18 protein-coding genes and 1 rRNA gene are annotated in these 15,467 nt (G+C 59.9%); 5 read left to right on the top strand and 14 right to left on the bottom strand.

All coding sequences use genetic code 11. The annotated features are described in order from the left end of the window. Nucleotides 1-88: 88 nt before the first annotated feature. From ilvY to C7H85_RS15660, 3 genes are read left to right on the top strand one after another with little or no spacing between them, the layout of a single operon-like run. Complete coding sequence (gene ilvY / locus C7H85_RS15670; RefSeq protein ID WP_106730643.1) at nt 89-979, top strand: HTH-type transcriptional activator IlvY; 891 nt, start codon at nt 89-91, stop codon at nt 977-979. A gap of 58 nt (nt 980-1,037) precedes the next feature. Next, a complete protein-coding gene (gene ubiK / locus C7H85_RS15665; protein WP_106730642.1) occupies nt 1,038-1,304 on the top strand; it encodes a ubiquinone biosynthesis accessory factor UbiK in 267 nt (88 codons plus the stop codon). Further along, a complete protein-coding gene (locus tag C7H85_RS15660; protein ID WP_106730641.1) occupies nt 1,291-1,476 on the top strand; it encodes an acetyltransferase in 186 nt (61 codons plus the stop codon). The genes ubiK and C7H85_RS15660 overlap by 14 nt, the downstream gene beginning before the upstream one ends. Nucleotides 1,477-1,479: 3 nt before the next feature. Here C7H85_RS15660 and fre read toward each other — a convergent pair whose 3' ends face one another. The 4 genes from fre to trxA all read right to left on the bottom strand — a co-directional run bounded on the left by fre (nt 1,480) and on the right by trxA (nt 5,566). Further along, nucleotides 1,480-2,178, bottom strand: a complete 699-nt coding sequence (gene fre, locus C7H85_RS15655) for an NAD(P)H-flavin reductase (RefSeq protein WP_106730640.1) — start codon at nt 2,176-2,178, stop codon at nt 1,480-1,482. Between the two features lie 15 nt (nt 2,179-2,193). Beyond that, nucleotides 2,194-3,681, bottom strand: a complete 1,488-nt coding sequence (ubiD, locus tag C7H85_RS15650; RefSeq protein ID WP_106730639.1) for a 4-hydroxy-3-polyprenylbenzoate decarboxylase — start codon at nt 3,679-3,681, stop codon at nt 2,194-2,196. 111 nt (nt 3,682-3,792) lie between these two features. Beyond that, entirely contained in the window at nt 3,793-5,058 is a 1,266-nt protein-coding gene (gene rho / locus C7H85_RS15645) for a transcription termination factor Rho (RefSeq protein ID WP_106730638.1), read from the bottom strand. A gap of 181 nt (nt 5,059-5,239) precedes the next feature. Further along, nucleotides 5,240-5,566, bottom strand: a complete 327-nt coding sequence (gene trxA, locus C7H85_RS15640; RefSeq protein ID WP_094039082.1) for a thioredoxin TrxA — start codon at nt 5,564-5,566, stop codon at nt 5,240-5,242. A gap of 115 nt (nt 5,567-5,681) precedes the next feature. Here trxA and rhlB point away from each other — a divergent pair, with 115 nt between their 5' ends. After that, nucleotides 5,682-6,995, top strand: coding sequence for an ATP-dependent RNA helicase RhlB (gene rhlB, locus C7H85_RS15635; protein ID WP_106730637.1), 1,314 nt, complete (start codon nt 5,682-5,684; stop codon nt 6,993-6,995). Between the two features lie 6 nt (nt 6,996-7,001). After that, nucleotides 7,002-8,483: a guanosine-5'-triphosphate,3'-diphosphate diphosphatase gene (gene gppA, locus C7H85_RS15630; protein ID WP_106730636.1), complete on the top strand. Its 1,482-nt coding sequence runs from the start codon at nt 7,002-7,004 to the stop codon at nt 8,481-8,483. A gap of 41 nt (nt 8,484-8,524) precedes the next feature. Here the strand turns inward: gppA and hemB are convergent, their stop codons facing one another. From hemB to rrf, 10 genes are all read right to left on the bottom strand, one after another. Then, nucleotides 8,525-9,538 (bottom strand): porphobilinogen synthase, encoded by a 1,014-nt coding sequence (gene hemB / locus C7H85_RS15625; RefSeq protein ID WP_106730635.1) that lies wholly within the window; start codon nt 9,536-9,538, stop codon nt 8,525-8,527. Beyond that, the gene (locus tag C7H85_RS15620; RefSeq protein WP_106730634.1) at nt 9,535-10,326 is read right to left on the bottom strand and encodes a TatD family hydrolase; all 792 of its coding nucleotides are present in this window, start codon (nt 10,324-10,326) and stop codon (nt 9,535-9,537) included. The genes hemB and C7H85_RS15620 overlap by 4 nt, the downstream gene beginning before the upstream one ends. After that, nucleotides 10,323-11,072, bottom strand: coding sequence for a twin-arginine translocase subunit TatC (gene tatC, locus C7H85_RS15615; RefSeq protein WP_106730633.1), 750 nt, complete (start codon nt 11,070-11,072; stop codon nt 10,323-10,325). The genes C7H85_RS15620 and tatC overlap by 4 nt, the downstream gene beginning before the upstream one ends. Then, complete coding sequence (gene tatB / locus C7H85_RS15610) at nt 11,073-11,435, bottom strand: Sec-independent protein translocase protein TatB (protein WP_106730632.1); 363 nt, start codon at nt 11,433-11,435, stop codon at nt 11,073-11,075. Between the two features lie 2 nt (nt 11,436-11,437). Further along, entirely contained in the window at nt 11,438-11,692 is a 255-nt protein-coding gene (tatA, locus tag C7H85_RS15605) for a Sec-independent protein translocase subunit TatA (RefSeq protein ID WP_106730631.1), read from the bottom strand. An 83-nt stretch (nt 11,693-11,775) separates the two neighbouring features. Next, nucleotides 11,776-13,416, bottom strand: coding sequence for a ubiquinone biosynthesis regulatory protein kinase UbiB (gene ubiB, locus C7H85_RS15600; RefSeq protein ID WP_106730630.1), 1,641 nt, complete (start codon nt 13,414-13,416; stop codon nt 11,776-11,778). After that, on the bottom strand, nt 13,413-14,018 hold the full coding sequence (locus C7H85_RS15595; protein WP_245879692.1) for a ubiquinone biosynthesis accessory factor UbiJ: 606 nt from the start codon (nt 14,016-14,018) through the stop codon (nt 13,413-13,415). Before C7H85_RS15595 ends, ubiB begins: the two co-directional genes overlap by 4 nt. A gap of 14 nt (nt 14,019-14,032) precedes the next feature. Continuing rightward, nucleotides 14,033-14,788 (bottom strand): bifunctional demethylmenaquinone methyltransferase/2-methoxy-6-polyprenyl-1,4-benzoquinol methylase UbiE, encoded by a 756-nt coding sequence (gene ubiE / locus C7H85_RS15590; protein ID WP_106730628.1) that lies wholly within the window; start codon nt 14,786-14,788, stop codon nt 14,033-14,035. A 56-nt stretch (nt 14,789-14,844) separates the two neighbouring features. Further along, nucleotides 14,845-15,231: a fluoride efflux transporter CrcB gene (crcB, locus tag C7H85_RS15585; protein WP_106730627.1), complete on the bottom strand. Its 387-nt coding sequence runs from the start codon at nt 15,229-15,231 to the stop codon at nt 14,845-14,847. A gap of 151 nt (nt 15,232-15,382) precedes the next feature. Then, nucleotides 15,383-15,467 (bottom strand): 5S ribosomal RNA (rrf, locus tag C7H85_RS20355); the annotation flags it as partial.

Genomic DNA, 15,467 nt, shown 5'->3' with positions numbered 1-15,467 from the left:
GCGGTGACGACGGCAGTCACTATACCCCAGGCTTTTCATTGCTTGAAATGATATATTCGAAACAGAGTATTTCATTTGGTGCAATGTGATGGATATCCGTAACCTTGAGCTGTTCCTCCACCTGAGCCAGAGCCTGCACTTCGGCCGCACCGCCGACGCCATGGCGGTCAGCCCCTCCACCCTGAGCCGGGCAATACAGCGGCTGGAGCAGGAACTGGGCTGTGAACTGCTGGACCGGGACAACCGCAGCGTCACCCTGACCCCCGCCGGCCAGCAGCTGCAGCAGTTCGCCCAGGGCTGGCTGGCCGACTGGCAGACCATGCGGGAGCAGCTCAGGCACAGTGAGAGCCCCTTGCAGGGGCGGCTGCGGCTGTTTTGCTCGGTCACCGCCAGTTATTTCCTGCTGCCCGACATACTGGCGCGCTTTCGCACCCGCTACCCCCAGCTGGAATTGCGGCTGGAAACCGGGGATCCGGCCCTGGCCATCGACAAGGTGCTGCACGACGAGTCGGATCTGGCCATCGGCGCCCGCCCCGACGCCCTGCCCGCCAAGCTCGACTTCATCAAGCTGCAGACGGTGCCCCTGGTGTTTATCGCCCCACGCATTCCCTGCCGGGCCAACGATCTGCTGCAACAGGCCAGCGCCGACTGGAGCCAGATCCCGGTGATACTGCCGGAGCAGGGGGTGGCCCGCAAACGCACCAACCAGTGGTTCCGCAACAAGGGCATCAGCCCCCACATCTACGCGGAAGTGGCCGGCAACGAGGCCATCGTCGGCATGGTGGCCCTGGGCTGCGGTATCGCCCTGGTACCCACGGCGGTGATCGAGCACAGCCCCATGGCCGACAAGATCCGCCGGCTCAACGTCACTCCGGATCTCAAACCGTTCGAGGTCGGCGTCTGCCTGCTGAAAAAGCGGCTGGAGGATCCCCTTATTCAGGCCTTCCGCCAGATTGCCCTGCAGCTAGCCAATCCCTGATCCCCATCCCCCCGGCGATTGGGTTACAATAGCGCCAACACCTTTAAGGAGAGCGACCATGCTGGACCCGAAAAAACTGGAAGAGATCGCCAAGCAGATCCAAAACAACCTGCCCGCCGGGCTGAAGAACATGGGTGAAGAAGTGGAAAAACGCATCCGCACCGTGCTGCAGGCGCAACTGGGCAAGCTGGACATGGTGACCCGGGAAGAATTCGACGTGCAGACCAAGGTGCTGTTGCGCACCCGGGAAAAACTGAACGAAATGGAAGCCAAGCTTGCCCAGCTCGAGCGTCAGCTGGCCGAAGGCCGGGATGAACAGCTCTGAGGCGGAGCACATCCGCCAAGCCTGCCTGCAGGCCGCCCTCGCCGCCTATGAACAGGGCGGCCTGCTGGGCCTGTGCCAGGAGGGGCGGTTCGAGCTGGCGATGGATGCCATCCGCCGGCTGGAGCTGGCCCCCTTGACCGACACCGACCGGAAATCCCCCTCCCGGCCCTAGACGTCAGATAAACTCGTAGGCATCCCCGAACAGCCGCTCGGTCTCGATCCCTTTTTCCTTGAAGGCTTCCCGTGCCACGCCCGCCATCTCGAACCGGCCCGCCACATAGATGTCGTAACCGGTCAGGCTGGGAAAATCCGCCATGATGGCCTCGTGTACCAGGCCGGTGCGTCCCTGCCAGTGCTCGTTGCCGTTTTGCACCACCGGCACGTAGGTCAGCTCCTTGTGCTCGGCCACCCAGGCGTTGATTTCCTCATCGGCGTAGAGGTGATCCTCGAAGCGCACGCCCCAGTACAGAAAGACCGGACGGTGCAATCCTTCCGCCAGCATCTTCTGCAGGATGGAACGGGTATAGGCAAAACCGGTGCCGCCGGCCATCAGGATCACCGGATGACGGGATTGGCCGCGCAGGTAGGCCTTGCCCGCCGGCAACTGCACCTCGATATTCCCCTGTTCCTGCATGCGCTTGAGCACCTGCATGGCATAGGTGTTGTCCGGCGCCGCGCCGATATGGAGCTCAACAGTTCCCTCGCCATTGGGAATGTTGGCGATGGAAAAGGGGCGTTTGTCATCGTCGGCCATCACCACCAGCAGGTACTGGCCGGGCTGGAAATCCACCTGTCGCGCGGGTTTCAACCGCACATACCAGAGGGCATCGGCCATTTCTTCCAGGGCTTCTACACTACATGTTACTTTCTGCATGACTGTCCTTTGTTCTTAACTCTGTTCGGCACTCGCATCCAGGATCTGAAGTTGATCCCATAGCGCATCGACCCTTTGTTTTACTTCGTCCGTCATCACTATGGGTTGTCCCCATTCCCGGTCGGTTTCGCCGGGCCACTTGTTGGTGGCGTCCAGGCCCATCTTGGAGCCCAGACCGGACACCGGCGAGGCGAAATCCAGATAGTCGATGGGTGTGTGCTCGATCAATGTGGTATCCCGCGCCGGGTCCATTCGGGTCGTAATGGCCCAGATCACGTCTTTCCAGTCTCTGGCATTGATGTCGTCGTCGCACACGATAACGAACTTGGTATACATGAATTGTCGTAAAAACGACCAAACGCCCAGCATGACACGTTTGGCATGGCCAGGGTAGCGTTTTTTCATGGTCACTACCGCCATGCGGTAGGAGCAGCCTTCCGGCGGCAGATAGAAGTCCACGATCTCAGGAAACTGCTTCTGCAGTATGGGCACGAACACCTCGTTCAGCGCCACTCCCAACACCGCCGGCTCATCGGGCGGGCGGCCGGTATAGGTGGAATGGTAGATGGCGTCCCGCCGGCGGGTGATGCGCTCCACCGTGAACACCGGGAACTCATCGATCTCGTTGTAGTAGCCGGTGTGGTCGCCATAAGGTCCTTCGGGTGCCGTCTCGTCCGGATAGATATGGCCTTCCAGCACGATTTCGGCGCTGGCGGGGACTTCCAGATCGCTGCCGATGCATTTCACCACCTCGGTGCGGCTGCCCCGCAGCAGGCCGGCGAAGGCGTATTCCGACAGGGCATCGGGCACCGGGGTCACGGCGCCGAGGATGGTGGCCGGATCGGCCCCCAGGGCCACCGCCACTGGATAGGGCTGGCCCGGATTGGCCTCCTGCCACTCACGGAAATCCAGCGCCCCGCCGCGATGGCTGAGCCAGCGCATGATCACCTTGTTCCGGCCCAACAGTTGCTGACGGTAAATCCCCAGGTTCTGCCGTTTCTTGTAGGGGCCGCGGGTTATGGTCAGGCCCCAGGTGATCAGGGGGGCGGCGTCGCCGGGCCAGCAGTGCTGGATCGGCAGCCGGGTCAGGTCGACCTGGTCCCCTTCTAGGATCACTTCCTGGCAGGGTGCCTTTTTCAGCCGCTTGACCGGCATGTTCAGCACCTGCTTGAAGATGGGCAGCTTTTCCATCAGCTCCTTCAGCCCCTTGGGCGGCTCCGGCTCCTTCAGATAGGACAGCCAGCGCCCCACATCGCGCAAGGCCGCCACGTCCTGCTGGCCCATGCCCATGGCCACTCGCCGGGGAGTGCCGAACAGGTTGCCCAGCACCGGCATGTCGAAGCCCTTGGGATTTTCGAACAACAGCGCCGGGCCGCCCGCCTTGAGGGTGCGGTCGCAGATCTCGGTCATTTCCAGATAGGGATCGATTTCGTGCCGGATGCGCTTGAGTTCGCCCAGGGCTTCGAGTTGCGCGATAAAGTCTCGTAAGTCCTTATATTTCATAGGTTTATTCCGAGTGTATCGAGTGACTCCGGAGATTATAACCGGATTGGGCAGGCATGTATCGCAAACAAAAACCGCGGCAAGCCGCGGTTTGGTCAGACGAGGGCAGTCTTATTTCTGCTGGCGTTTCATCGCCTCGAAGAACTCGTCGTTGGTCTTGGTCATGGCCAGCTTGTCGATAAGGAACTCGATGCCGTCGATCTCGCCCATGGGGTGCACGATCTTGCGCAATATCCACATCTTCTGCAGCTCCTCCGAGGTGGTGAGCAGCTCTTCCCGGCGGGTGCCGGAACGGGTAATGTCGATGGCCGGGTAGACCCGCTTCTCGGCGATCTTGCGCGACAGGTGCAGTTCCATGTTGCCGGTGCCCTTGAACTCTTCGTAGATGACGTCATCCATCTTGGAGCCGGTTTCCACCAGGGCGGTGGCGATGATGGTCAGGCTGCCGCCTTCCTCTACATTACGGGCGGCGCCGAAGAAACGCTTGGGCCGGTGCAGGGCGTTGGCATCCACACCACCGGTCAGCACCTTGCCGGAGGACGGCACCACGGTGTTGTAGGCCCGCGCCAGACGGGTGATGGAGTCGAGCAGGATCACCACGTCCTTCTTGTGTTCGACCAGGCGCTTGGCCTTTTCGATCACCATGTCGGCCACCTGCACGTGACGGGCCGCCGGCTCGTCGAAGGTGGAGGCGATGACTTCGCCCTTCACCATCCGCTGCATCTCGGTCACTTCTTCCGGCCGCTCATCGATCAGCAGCACGATCAGGGTACATTCCGGGTGGTTGTAGGTGATGCTCTGGGCGATGTTCTGCAGCAGCATGGTTTTACCGGCCTTGGGCGGCGCCACAATCAGGCCTCGCTGGCCCTTGCCGATGGGGGATGCCAGATCCAGCACCCGGGCGGTAATGTCTTCGGTCGAGCCGTTGCCCCGCTCCATCTTCATGCGCTCGTTGGCATGCAGCGGGGTCAGGTTTTCGAACAGGATCTTGTTACGGGCGTTTTCCGGCTTGTCGTAGTTGACTTCGTTGATCTTCAGCAGGGCAAAGTAGCGTTCGCCTTCTTTCGGCGGACGTATCTTGCCGGAGATGGTATCACCGGTACGCAGGTTGAAACGGCGGATCTGGCTGGGCGACACATAGATGTCATCGGGACCGGCCAGGTAGGAGGAATCGGCGCTGCGCAAAAAGCCGAAGCCATCCTGCAGGATTTCCAGCACACCATCACCGAAGATATCTTCACCACTTTTAGCATGGGCTTTGAGGATAGCAAAGATGATGTCTTGCTTGCGCAGACGGGCGAGGTTTTCCAGGCCCATGGTTTCCCCAAGCTTTATCAGCTCAGATACAGGGGTATTCTTGAGTTCAGTAAGATTCATAGTGGTGAGTTTCTATCAACCAGGATGTTAAATGGTCAGGAAAGTCTGCTGGATTGATGCTTGAATTCGGAGAGCCCTGGGGCACAAATAGGCTAGCAAACGAACAATAAACTAGCACCAAAAAGGAGAAGCGTCTAGCAAAAAACCGCAAGGGGTGCCTTGCGCACCCCTTGGATTGCCATTACAGGTTGGCGTCCAGGAACTCTTTCAACTGAGTCTTGGACAGCGCCCCTACTTTGGTTGCCGCCACTTCGCCGTTCTTGAACAGCAGCAGGGTGGGGATACCGCGAATACCGAACTTGGGCGGAGTATCTGCGTTCTGGTCAATATTCAGCTTGGCGACGGTCACTTTACCTTCATATTCGCCGGCCACTTCGTCCAGGATCGGGGCGATCATCTTGCAGGGACCACACCATTCAGCCCAGAAATCTACCAGAACCGGGCCATCTGCCTTGATCACATCAGCGTCGAAGCTGGCATCGGTCAGCTGAACAATTTTGTCACTCATCTCCAACTCCAGTCAGTTGTTTGTTCCCGCAACACAAAACGTCGGGGCAATTTAGTTGCCCTATTTCAAATGATCCTGTTTATTATTGCAAGCCTAACCTGATATTCTGAACGCTATGAGCAAAACACACTTAACAGACGTAAAATTTGCCCAGCTGGGCCTGCAATCGCAAGTGCTGGCCGGACTGGAAGCAAAGGGATTTCACAACTGCACGCCGATCCAGGCGCTGTCGTTACCTCATTTGACTGCTGGCAAGGATATCGCCGGACAAGCCCAGACCGGCACCGGCAAAACCATCGCCTTCCTCGCCGCTACCTTCAACCATCTGCTGACCACCCCGGCACCTGAAGCACGCCAGCAGAACCAGCCGCGCGCCATCATCATGGCCCCGACCCGCGAGCTGGCGGTACAGATATTTAACGACGCCGATACCCTGGCCGACAGCACCGGCCTCAAGCTGGGCCTGGCCTACGGCGGCGATGGCTACGAGAAGCAGGTGCAGGTGCTGGAAGCCGGGGTCGACATCCTGATCGGCACCACCGGCCGCATCATCGACTTCCTCAAGCAGCGGGTGATCGATCTGGGCGCCATCCAGGTAGTGGTGCTGGACGAGGCGGATCGCATGTTCGATCTTGGCTTTATCAAGGACATCCGCTACCTGTTCCGCCGCATGCCACCGTCCTCCCAGCGCCAGAATATGCTGTTTTCCGCCACTCTGTCGCTGCGAGTACAGGAACTGGCCTACGAGCACATGAACAGTCCAGAGCACGTGCAGATAGAGCCGGAGCGCAAGACCGGCATCCACATTCAGGAAGAGCTGTTCTATCCTGCCCAGGAAGACAAGATGCTGCTGCTGCTGAGCCTGATGGAAGAAGAGTGGCCCGACAAGGCCATTGTGTTCTCCAATACCAAGCACAGCTGCGAAGAAGTCCATGCCTGGCTGAATGCCGACGGCCACCGGGTGGGCCTGCTCACCGGCGACGTACCGCAGAAGAAGCGGCTGAAAATACTGGAAGACTTCACCAGTGGCGTGCTTGATGTCCTGGTGGCCACCGATGTGGCGGCTCGCGGCCTGCACATTCCCGATGTCACCCATGTGTTCAACTACGACCTGCCCGACGATGCGGAAGACTACGTGCACCGTATCGGCCGTACCGGTCGCGCCGGGGCCAGCGGCCGCTCCATCAGCTTCGCCTGTGAAGAATACGTGTTCAACCTGCCGGCGGTGGAAGCCTATATCGAGCACGAAATTCCGGTCAGCAAGTACGACCGGGAGGCCCTGCTCGATGATGTGACGCCCCCCAAGCGCATCCATCACCACAGGGCCAGTGCCAACCGCAACCTGCGCGACCGCCAGGGCAGCGGCCCGCGTCGCACCGGCAACAACAGCAACAACCGGCGTCGGCGCCCTCAGGGTACCCGGAGCTGAGCACCGGTGAAAAACCCCGCACTGTACGCCGCCATTGATCTGGGTTCCAACAGCTTTCATATGCTGGTAGTGCATGAGGTGGAGGGAGCCTGCCGTACCCTGGCCAAGGTCAAGCGCAAGGTGCGCCTGGCCGCCGGCCTGCAGCCGGACGGCAGCCTCGACGCTCCCGCCATGCAACGGGGCTGGGACTGCCTGCAACTGTTCGCCGAGCAGTTGCAGGATGTGCCCACCGAGCATATCCGCATCGTCGGCACCGCGACCCTGCGCCTGGCCACCAATATCGACACCTTCCTGAGCACGGCCGAAGCCATTCTCGGCCACCCCATCCGGATTATTTCCGGCGAGGAGGAAGCCGGCACCATTTATGAAGGTGTAGCCTGGACCTCTTCCGGCACCGGCAAGCGCCTGGTGATCGATATCGGCGGCGCCAGTACCGAGCTGGTCATCGGCGAAGGGACCAGCCCCTTGCTGCTCAACAGCCTGCACATGGGCTGCGTCACTTGGCTAAACCACTATTTTACCGACGGCCACTTGTCCGCCCCGAACTTTGAACGGGCCATCACCGCCGCCCAGCAGACGCTGGCACCGGTGGCGGCGGCCTACCTCAAGCTCGGCTGGCAGGCCTGTATCGGGGCTTCCGGTACGGTGCAGGCGATTCAGGAAATCATGGTCAGCCAGGGGGAAAGCGAGCAGATCACCCTGGCCAAGCTCAGGCTGCTGCAACAGCAGGCTATGGCCTGCGGCCACCTCGATCGGTTGCAATTACCCGGGCTGCAGGCCGAGCGGATACCAGTATTTCCCTCGGGGCTCGCCATACTGATCGCGTTGTTCGACACCCTGGCGATAGACGCCATGATGCTGGCCGGCGGCGCCCTGCGCGAGGGCCTGGTGTACGGCATGCTGGGCCGGCGTCAGGAGTGCGACGCCCAGGAAAGAACCGCCGACAGCCTGATCGCCCGCTACCAGCTGGATCGGGCCCAGGGGGAACGAGTCAGAAAGACCGCGCTGCACGCCCTGGCACAGACCGCGGCAGACCAGGACGACCTGGCCCTGATGCTGGGCTGGGCCGCCATGCTCTACGAGCTTGGACTGTGCATTGAGTACAAACGCGCCCCCGAGCACGCCGCCTATATCATCAGTCATGTCGATCTGCCCGGCTTCACCTCGGCGCAGAAGCAGCTGCTGGCGGCCCTGCTGCTCAATCAGCGGGACGAGCTCAAGCCGGATGCCTTGTGCCAGCAAAGCGCCATTCCGGCGGAACAGGCCATACTGCTGGTCCGGCTGCTCAGGCTGGCCATTATTCTCTGCCTGCGCCGCACCCGGGGCACCGTGCCCGAATTCGGACTGAGCCGGGAAGGACAGCGTCTGATCCTGACACTGCCTTCCGGCTGGAGCCACCAGCACCACCTGCGCGCCAGTGAGCTGCAGCAGGAAGCCCGCCGCCAGACCGAACAGGGCTGGCCACTGGAAATTGTGGAGCGGGATTAGGGATCGTAGTCAGCCCCAGTCCCCAGTCCCCAGTCCCAAGCTTACTTCTCTTCCTTCAGCCAGGTGGCGACCCGTTTGGCAAAATAGGTAAGGATGCCGTCGGCCCCGGCGCGCTTGAAACACAGCAGGGATTCCACGATGGTTTCCCGCTCCTTCAGCCAGCCGTTCTGGATGGCGGCCATGTGCATGGCGTACTCGCCACTGACCTGGTAGGCAAAGGTCGGTACACCGAACTGCTCCTTGACCCGGCGTACCACGTCCAGATAAGGCATGCCCGGCTTCACCATCACCATGTCCGCCCCCTCCCGGAGATCCAGCGCCACTTCCTGCAGGGCTTCATCGCTGTTGGCCGGATCCATCTGATAGGTGGCCTTGTTGCCGCCCTTGAGGTTGCCCGCCGAGCCGACCGCATCGCGGAAGGGACCGTAGTAGTTGGAAGCGTATTTGGCGGAATAGGCCATGATCTGGGTGTTGATAAAGCCGGCTTCCTCCAGTGCCTGGCGGACGGCACCGATACGACCGTCCATCATGTCGGAGGGCGCCACGATATCGGCGCCGGCTTCGGCATGGCTCAGCGCCTGTTTGACCAGCACTTCGGTGGTGATGTCGTTGAGCACGTAGCCCTGTTCATCGATGATGCCGTCCTGACCATGGGTGGTGAAGGGATCCAGGGCCACGTCGGTCATCACCCCCAGCTCGGGGAAGGCTTCCTTCAGCGCCCGCACCGCTTCCTGGGCCAGGCCATCGGGGTTGTAGGCCTCTTCCGCCAACAGAGACTTCTGGCTGGCGTTGACCACCGGGAACAGGGCAACCAGCGGAATCCCCAGCTTCACCAGCTCCGCCGCTTCCTCCAGCAGCAGATCGACGGACAGCCGCTCCACCCCGGGCATGGACGGCACCGGTTCCCGGCGCTGGAAGCCGGGCAGCACAAACATCGGATAGATCAGGTCATCCACGGTCAGCGCATGCTCACGCACCAGACGGCGGCTGAAATCATGCTTGCGCACCCGGCGCAGGCGTCGTCCTGGAAAACCACCAAAAACTTGTTCGGTCATGACTTCTCCTCAATACGGAAAAAGGCGCGGCTGGTCGCCGTGACGGCGGCAATCAGGGCGTCGGGTTCATCGCCCCGATACTCGGCGATCCGCCGGGCGATATGGGGCAGGTAGGCGGGCTCGTTGCGTCGGGAGGCGGGTTTGGGCGACAGATCCCGCGGGATCAGGTAGGGGCTGTCGGTCTCAATCATCAGTCGTTCGGCGGGGATCAGGCGCACCAGCCGTTGCAACTCACGGCCCCGACGCTCGTCGCAGATCCAGCCGGTGATGCCGATATGCAGATCCAGAGCCAGGCAATCGCGCAGCTCCTGCTCGGAGCCGGTAAAGCAGTGCAGTACCACGGCCGGGAGCCGGTGGCGCCAAGGCTTCAGTATCTCGATAAAACGCGGGTGGGCATCCCGGCAGTGCATGAACACCGGCAGTTGCAGCCCGGCAGCCAGCTCCAACTGGGCGGCAAAGGCGGCATCCTGCTGAGGCCGGGGCGAAAAATCCCGGTTGTAGTCGAGGCCGCACTCGCCGATGGCCACCACCTGGGGCCGGGCCGCCAGCCGTTCCAGCTCCAGCAGGCTCTGGCCATCGAAGGTTTTGGCGTCATGGGGATGAATACCGGCGGTGGCGTGACAGAAACCGGGCTGGCCGGCGGCATAGTCCGCCACGGCCCGGCTTTCCTCCAGGTTGGTGCCGGTGAGGATCAGCGCCGTGACACCCGCCGCCCTGGCCCTAGCCACGACCTCGGGCCGGTCCGCATCGAACTGGCTGCTGGTCAGGTTGACCCCGATATCGATCATGGCGCCTGATCCTGCTCCTCGTCGCCGTCCTCCTCCCGGACATAGAAGCGGGCAAAGAAGACCCCCACTTCAAACAGCAGCCACATAGGGATGGCCAGCAGGGTCTGGGAGATCACATCCGGCGGCGTCAGCAGCATGCCGACGATAAACACGATGACAATCACATAGGGTCGTTTTCCGGAAAGATCTTTCGGTGTGGTTACACCGGTCCAGCACAGCAGTATGGTGGCGATAGGGATTTCGAAGGCGATGCCGAAGGCCACGAAGAGGCCGAGCACGAAATCCAGGTAGCTGGCGATATCGGTGGCGATAGTCACCCCTTCCGGTGCCATCTTGGTGAAGAAGCCGAAGGCCAGCGGAAACACCACGAAATAGGCGAAGGCGGCACCGGCATAAAACAACAGGGCACTGGAAAATACCAGGGGGGCTATCAGCCGTTTTTCGTGCTTGTAGAGGCCCGGGGCAATAAAGGCCCACACTTGGTACAGCACATAGGGAATGGCCGCAAAGAACGACACGATCAGGGTCAGTTTCAGCGGGGTCAGAAAGGGCGTCGCCACGCCGGTGGCGATCATGCTGGCCCCTTCCGGCAACTGCTTCAACAGGGGCTCGGCCAGTATGCTGTAGATATCGTTGGCAAAATAGACCAGGGCCAGAAATACCAGCAGAATGGCAGCAAAAGCGCGGAGTAGGCGGCCTCTCAGCTCCACCAGGTGGCTGATCAGCGGCTGCTGTGCTTGACTCATTTAGGGCTTATCCTGGGGCTCGTTCGGTGCCGGATTTGCCGGCTCAGAGTGGGTACTGCTGCCGCTGGTCTTTTCGTAGGGGCGATTGACCGAGGCGGCGGCATCTTTCAGTTGATCGATGGACTGTTTGAGCTCGGGGCTCAAGTCTTTCATCCCGAGCTGCTCGGCCTTTTTCAGATCCCGATGCAGTTCTTCCATCTTCAGTTCCTGGGCCAGCTCACTCTTGACCGCGTTGGCCGTATCACGCACGGTTTTAAACAGCCGGGATACCGTTCTGATGGCCACCGGCAAACGCTCGGGTCCCAGCACCAGCAACCCGACCACGGAAATCACAACCAGCTCCCAGAAACCGATGTCGAACATGATTACACCCGATCTTTGTCTTTGGCTTTATCCTGGTCTTTCTGGTTAAGGGAGTCATCCTGCTCTTTCTTGTCGGCCAGTTTCTGCTGCTCAAAGTCGGCATCCTTCTTGTCCTGCTCCTCGTCGGTCATCGCCTTCTTGAAGCCTTTCACCGCCGAGCCCAGATCCGAACCCAGGCCGCGCAGTTTTTTGGTGCCAAACAACAGCACCACGATCAACACCACGATAAGCAATTGCCAAATACTGATTCCGCCCATGACGTACTTTTCCTATACAGAATGAAAACAATAAAGAACGATTATATCCCTGCTTGATGACAAAGAGTCGAGCCCAGATCAAACTAACGTCTGCTGATCAGCCGCCACCCCAGCAACCATACAACCAAAGTGAGCACGAGGCCAGACATGGCCCACTGGGTTTTCTCCATCCCCAGCAGCAGAATGCTGGCCAGCAGCGTGGAGGCCCCCATCGCCAACAAAAAACGCCCCTGTCCCTGCCCCTTGTCGTGACGGGAATACTGATCGTAAAGCCCCTGCATCTGCCGCTGCTGCAGCTTGGCCTGCCGCAAGGCGTCGTAGACCAGCTCCGGCAAATCGGGCAGCTTCTCGGCCCAGAAGGGCGCCTTCTCCTTCACCGCGTTGATCACCGCCTTGTAGCCCACCTGCTGCTGCATCCAGTCTTCCAGAAACGGCTTGGCGGTTTTCCACAGGTCCAGCTGCGGGTAGAGCTGCCGCCCCACCCCTTCCACGTACAACAGGGTTTTCTGCAGCAGCACCAGTTGCGGCTGCACCGCCATATTGAAACGGCGAGCGGTATTGAACAGGTTGAGCAGCACGTGGCCGAAGGAGATTTCCGACAGCGGTTTTTCGAAAATCGGCTCCAGCACGGTGCGAATGGCCGATTCGAATTCCTCCACCTTGGTATCCGCCGGCACCCAGCCCGACTCCACATGCAACTCGGCCACCTTGCGATAATCCCGGTTGAAGAAGGCCAGGAAGTTTTCCGCCAGGTAACGCTTGTCGTCCCGGTTCAGGGTGCCGACGATGCCGCAGTCAATACCAATCCACTGGGGATCGTGCGGATCCTCGTAGGAGACGAAAATATTGCCCGGATGCATGTCCGCATGGAAAAAGCTGTCGCGAAACACCTGGGTGAAGAACACCTCGACGCCCCGCTCCGCCAGCAGCTTCATGTCGGTGCCGTTGGCTTCCAGCGCCTCGATATCCGACACCGGGATGCCGTAGATACGCTCCATCACCAGCACATTCTCATGACAGTAGCTGGGGTAAATTTCGGGCACGTAAAGCGTGCGGGAACCTTCGAAGTTGCGCCGTAACTGGATGGCGTTGGCCGCTTCGCGCAACAGATTGAGTTCATCCAGCAGGGTCTTGCGGTATTCCTGCACCACTTCCACCGGCCGCAGCCGGCTGCTGCGCTCGGGTACCAGCCGGGCAATCAGGTTGGCCATGGACTGCATCAGGCTGACATCCGCGTCGATCACCCGCTCGATGCCCGGACGGATCACCTTGATCACGATCTCCTGTCCGGTCTTCAGCCGGGCGGTATGGACTTGGGCGATGGAGGCGGATGCCAGGGGCTTTTCATCAAAATCGTCGAACAGGACTTCGATACGGTTTTGCAGGCTGGCTTCTATCTGTTTGCGTGCCAGGGCCCCGTCAAAGGGAGGGACCCTGTCTTGCAGCATCGCCAGCTCTTCCGCGATGTCCGGCGGCAGTAGATCCCGACGGGTGGAGAGCATCTGGCCGAACTTGATGAACACCGGCCCCAGGCTTTCCAGCGCCAGCCGGATACGCTTGCCACGGGACAGCTCCGGATGCTTGTTCTTGAGCCAGAACAGGCTCCGGCGGGCAAACCGCGCGGGCCACACCTGCAGCCGGGCCGGGATCAGCTCGTCCAGGCCATAATCAAACAGGGTCTTGCCAATCTGATAGAGGCGGACCAGCTCACGCAGTTTTCTCATCGGTGGGCTACCTTATCGGCCAGGCTGGCCAGACGTCCTTGCAGGCGAATCAGCCTTTTATTCAGTTCCGTCACCTCGTCGCCGAAATCCACCAGTTCCAGCGCCCCTACCGCCAGCCTCGCCTCTTCCCTAACATAATCTCCCAGGTGCAGCCGGACGGCATGGGCCCTGTGCTCGAGGGACTGCCGCCATTCCCGGCCATGGCGGCACAGCAGGTGAGCCGCGATATCTCCGGTATATGGCGCCAAAAGGGACTCGATATCAATGGCCGGATCTTTCATCAGCGCAGTCACATCCTGCCAGGGTTGGGGATCGCCTTGCAGATCGAGGCGTCCGTCGCGGATATACTGCATCAGCAGCCCCTTGTCTTTCAGCAATCCCAGGGCATTGAGCGCCAGGGTAAGATGGCTGTCGGGTTCGCCCTCGTAACGACCGAGCACTTCCACCCGATTGGCAGAAAACACCAGGAAACCGTCGGCCAGCCCGGAAACGGTCAGCCGGAGGGTCTTGCCGTGGAGGGGGGCCAGCTTTTTCAGCCGTTCTTCATCCAGCCCTATAAAGCGGTTCAGTGCCGCCTCGAAAGCGCCATTCAACAATGGCATCAGCAAATCATTCATTAAAACTTGAACCCTCGGTGCAGCGCCACTATGCCATCGGTCAGGTTAAAGTATTCAACCTGTTCGAGGCCGGCTTGCTCCATCATGGCTTTCAGGGTTTCCTGATCCGGATGCATGCGGATCGACTCCGCCAGATACTGGTAGCTGTCGCTGTCCTGGGCCACCAGGGCACCCATCTTCGGCAGAATATTGAAAGAATAGAAGTCGTACAATTTGTTCATGATTTCGTGCTGGGGCTTGGAGAACTCCAGCACCAGCAGGCGACCGCCGGGCTTCAATACCCGCTGCATGGAGGCCAGCGCCTTGTCTTTGTCGGTGACGTTACGCAATCCGAAGGCGATGGTGATCAGATCGAAATGATTGTCCGGAAACGGCAGTTGTTCGGCATTGGCCTGAACATAGGCAATATTGTTGCCAAGCCCCATATTCCTGAGCTTATCCCGCCCGACCTTGAGCATGGAGTCGTTAATATCCGCCAGCACCACCTGACCACTTTCTCCCACGATCCGTGCGAATTTGGCGGTCAGGTCCCCGGTTCCGCCGGCCAGATCCAGCACCTTCTGTCCCTTGCGCACGCCGGAACAGTCGATGGTAAAGCGCTTCCACAGGCGATGGATACCGAACGACATCAGATCGTTCATCACGTCGTACTTGGCAGCCACAGAGTGGAACACGCTGGCCACCATCTGCTCTTTTTCATCCGCGCCCACGGTTTTATAACCAAAATGGGTCGTCGCCTTGTGCTGTTCTGACATTCTGAAGACACCTATAGAATCAAAGTAACGAGTGTACTGCAAATGCTCAGGCCGGACTAACGGGAAGCTAGCAGGCTGCTGGTGATCTGCATCCCCAAATAAGTAAGCATGATACAGCAAACGACATTGAGACACACATTGACCATGGCCTTGATCCATTGTCCGTGCTCGAGCAACAGGACAGTGTCGAGGGAAAAAGAAGAAAAGGTCGTCAGGGCCCCCAGCATGCCGACCACCACAAAGGGGCGCCAGGAGTGAGCACTCACGATATTTTGCTGAATCAGTACGAAAAAAACGCCAATCAGCAGTGAGCCGGCAAGGTTGACGGTCAGGGTGCCATAGGGGAAATTCCGGCCCAACAGGCGAGCCATCAGCTCGGTCGTGGTGAAACGCAGAATCGCCCCGATGGCGCCGCCAATGCCAACAAACAGCAGTGTTTTCATCCCGATGCATTCCGCAAAAGACAGGGGAACATTGTACTCAGCCCTAACCGGGAAAGGTATCGAAACGGGGATTTATTTGCTCGGTAAGGGAGCAGATACAGAAGAATGGAAAAAGCCCTTCACATCGGTGAAGGGCTTCTTGAATTTGGGTGCCTGGCAGTGACCTACTTTCACATGGCAGCTGCCACACTATCATCGGCGCGGTCGCGTTTCACTTCTGAGTTCGGCATGGGGTC

Origin of the sequence: Zobellella endophytica (assembly GCF_003012775.1) — a bacterium.
Taxonomy (GTDB): Bacteria; Pseudomonadota; Gammaproteobacteria; order Enterobacterales; family Aeromonadaceae; genus Oceanimonas; species Oceanimonas endophytica.
This window is presented reverse-complemented; position numbering and strand designations above follow the sequence as displayed.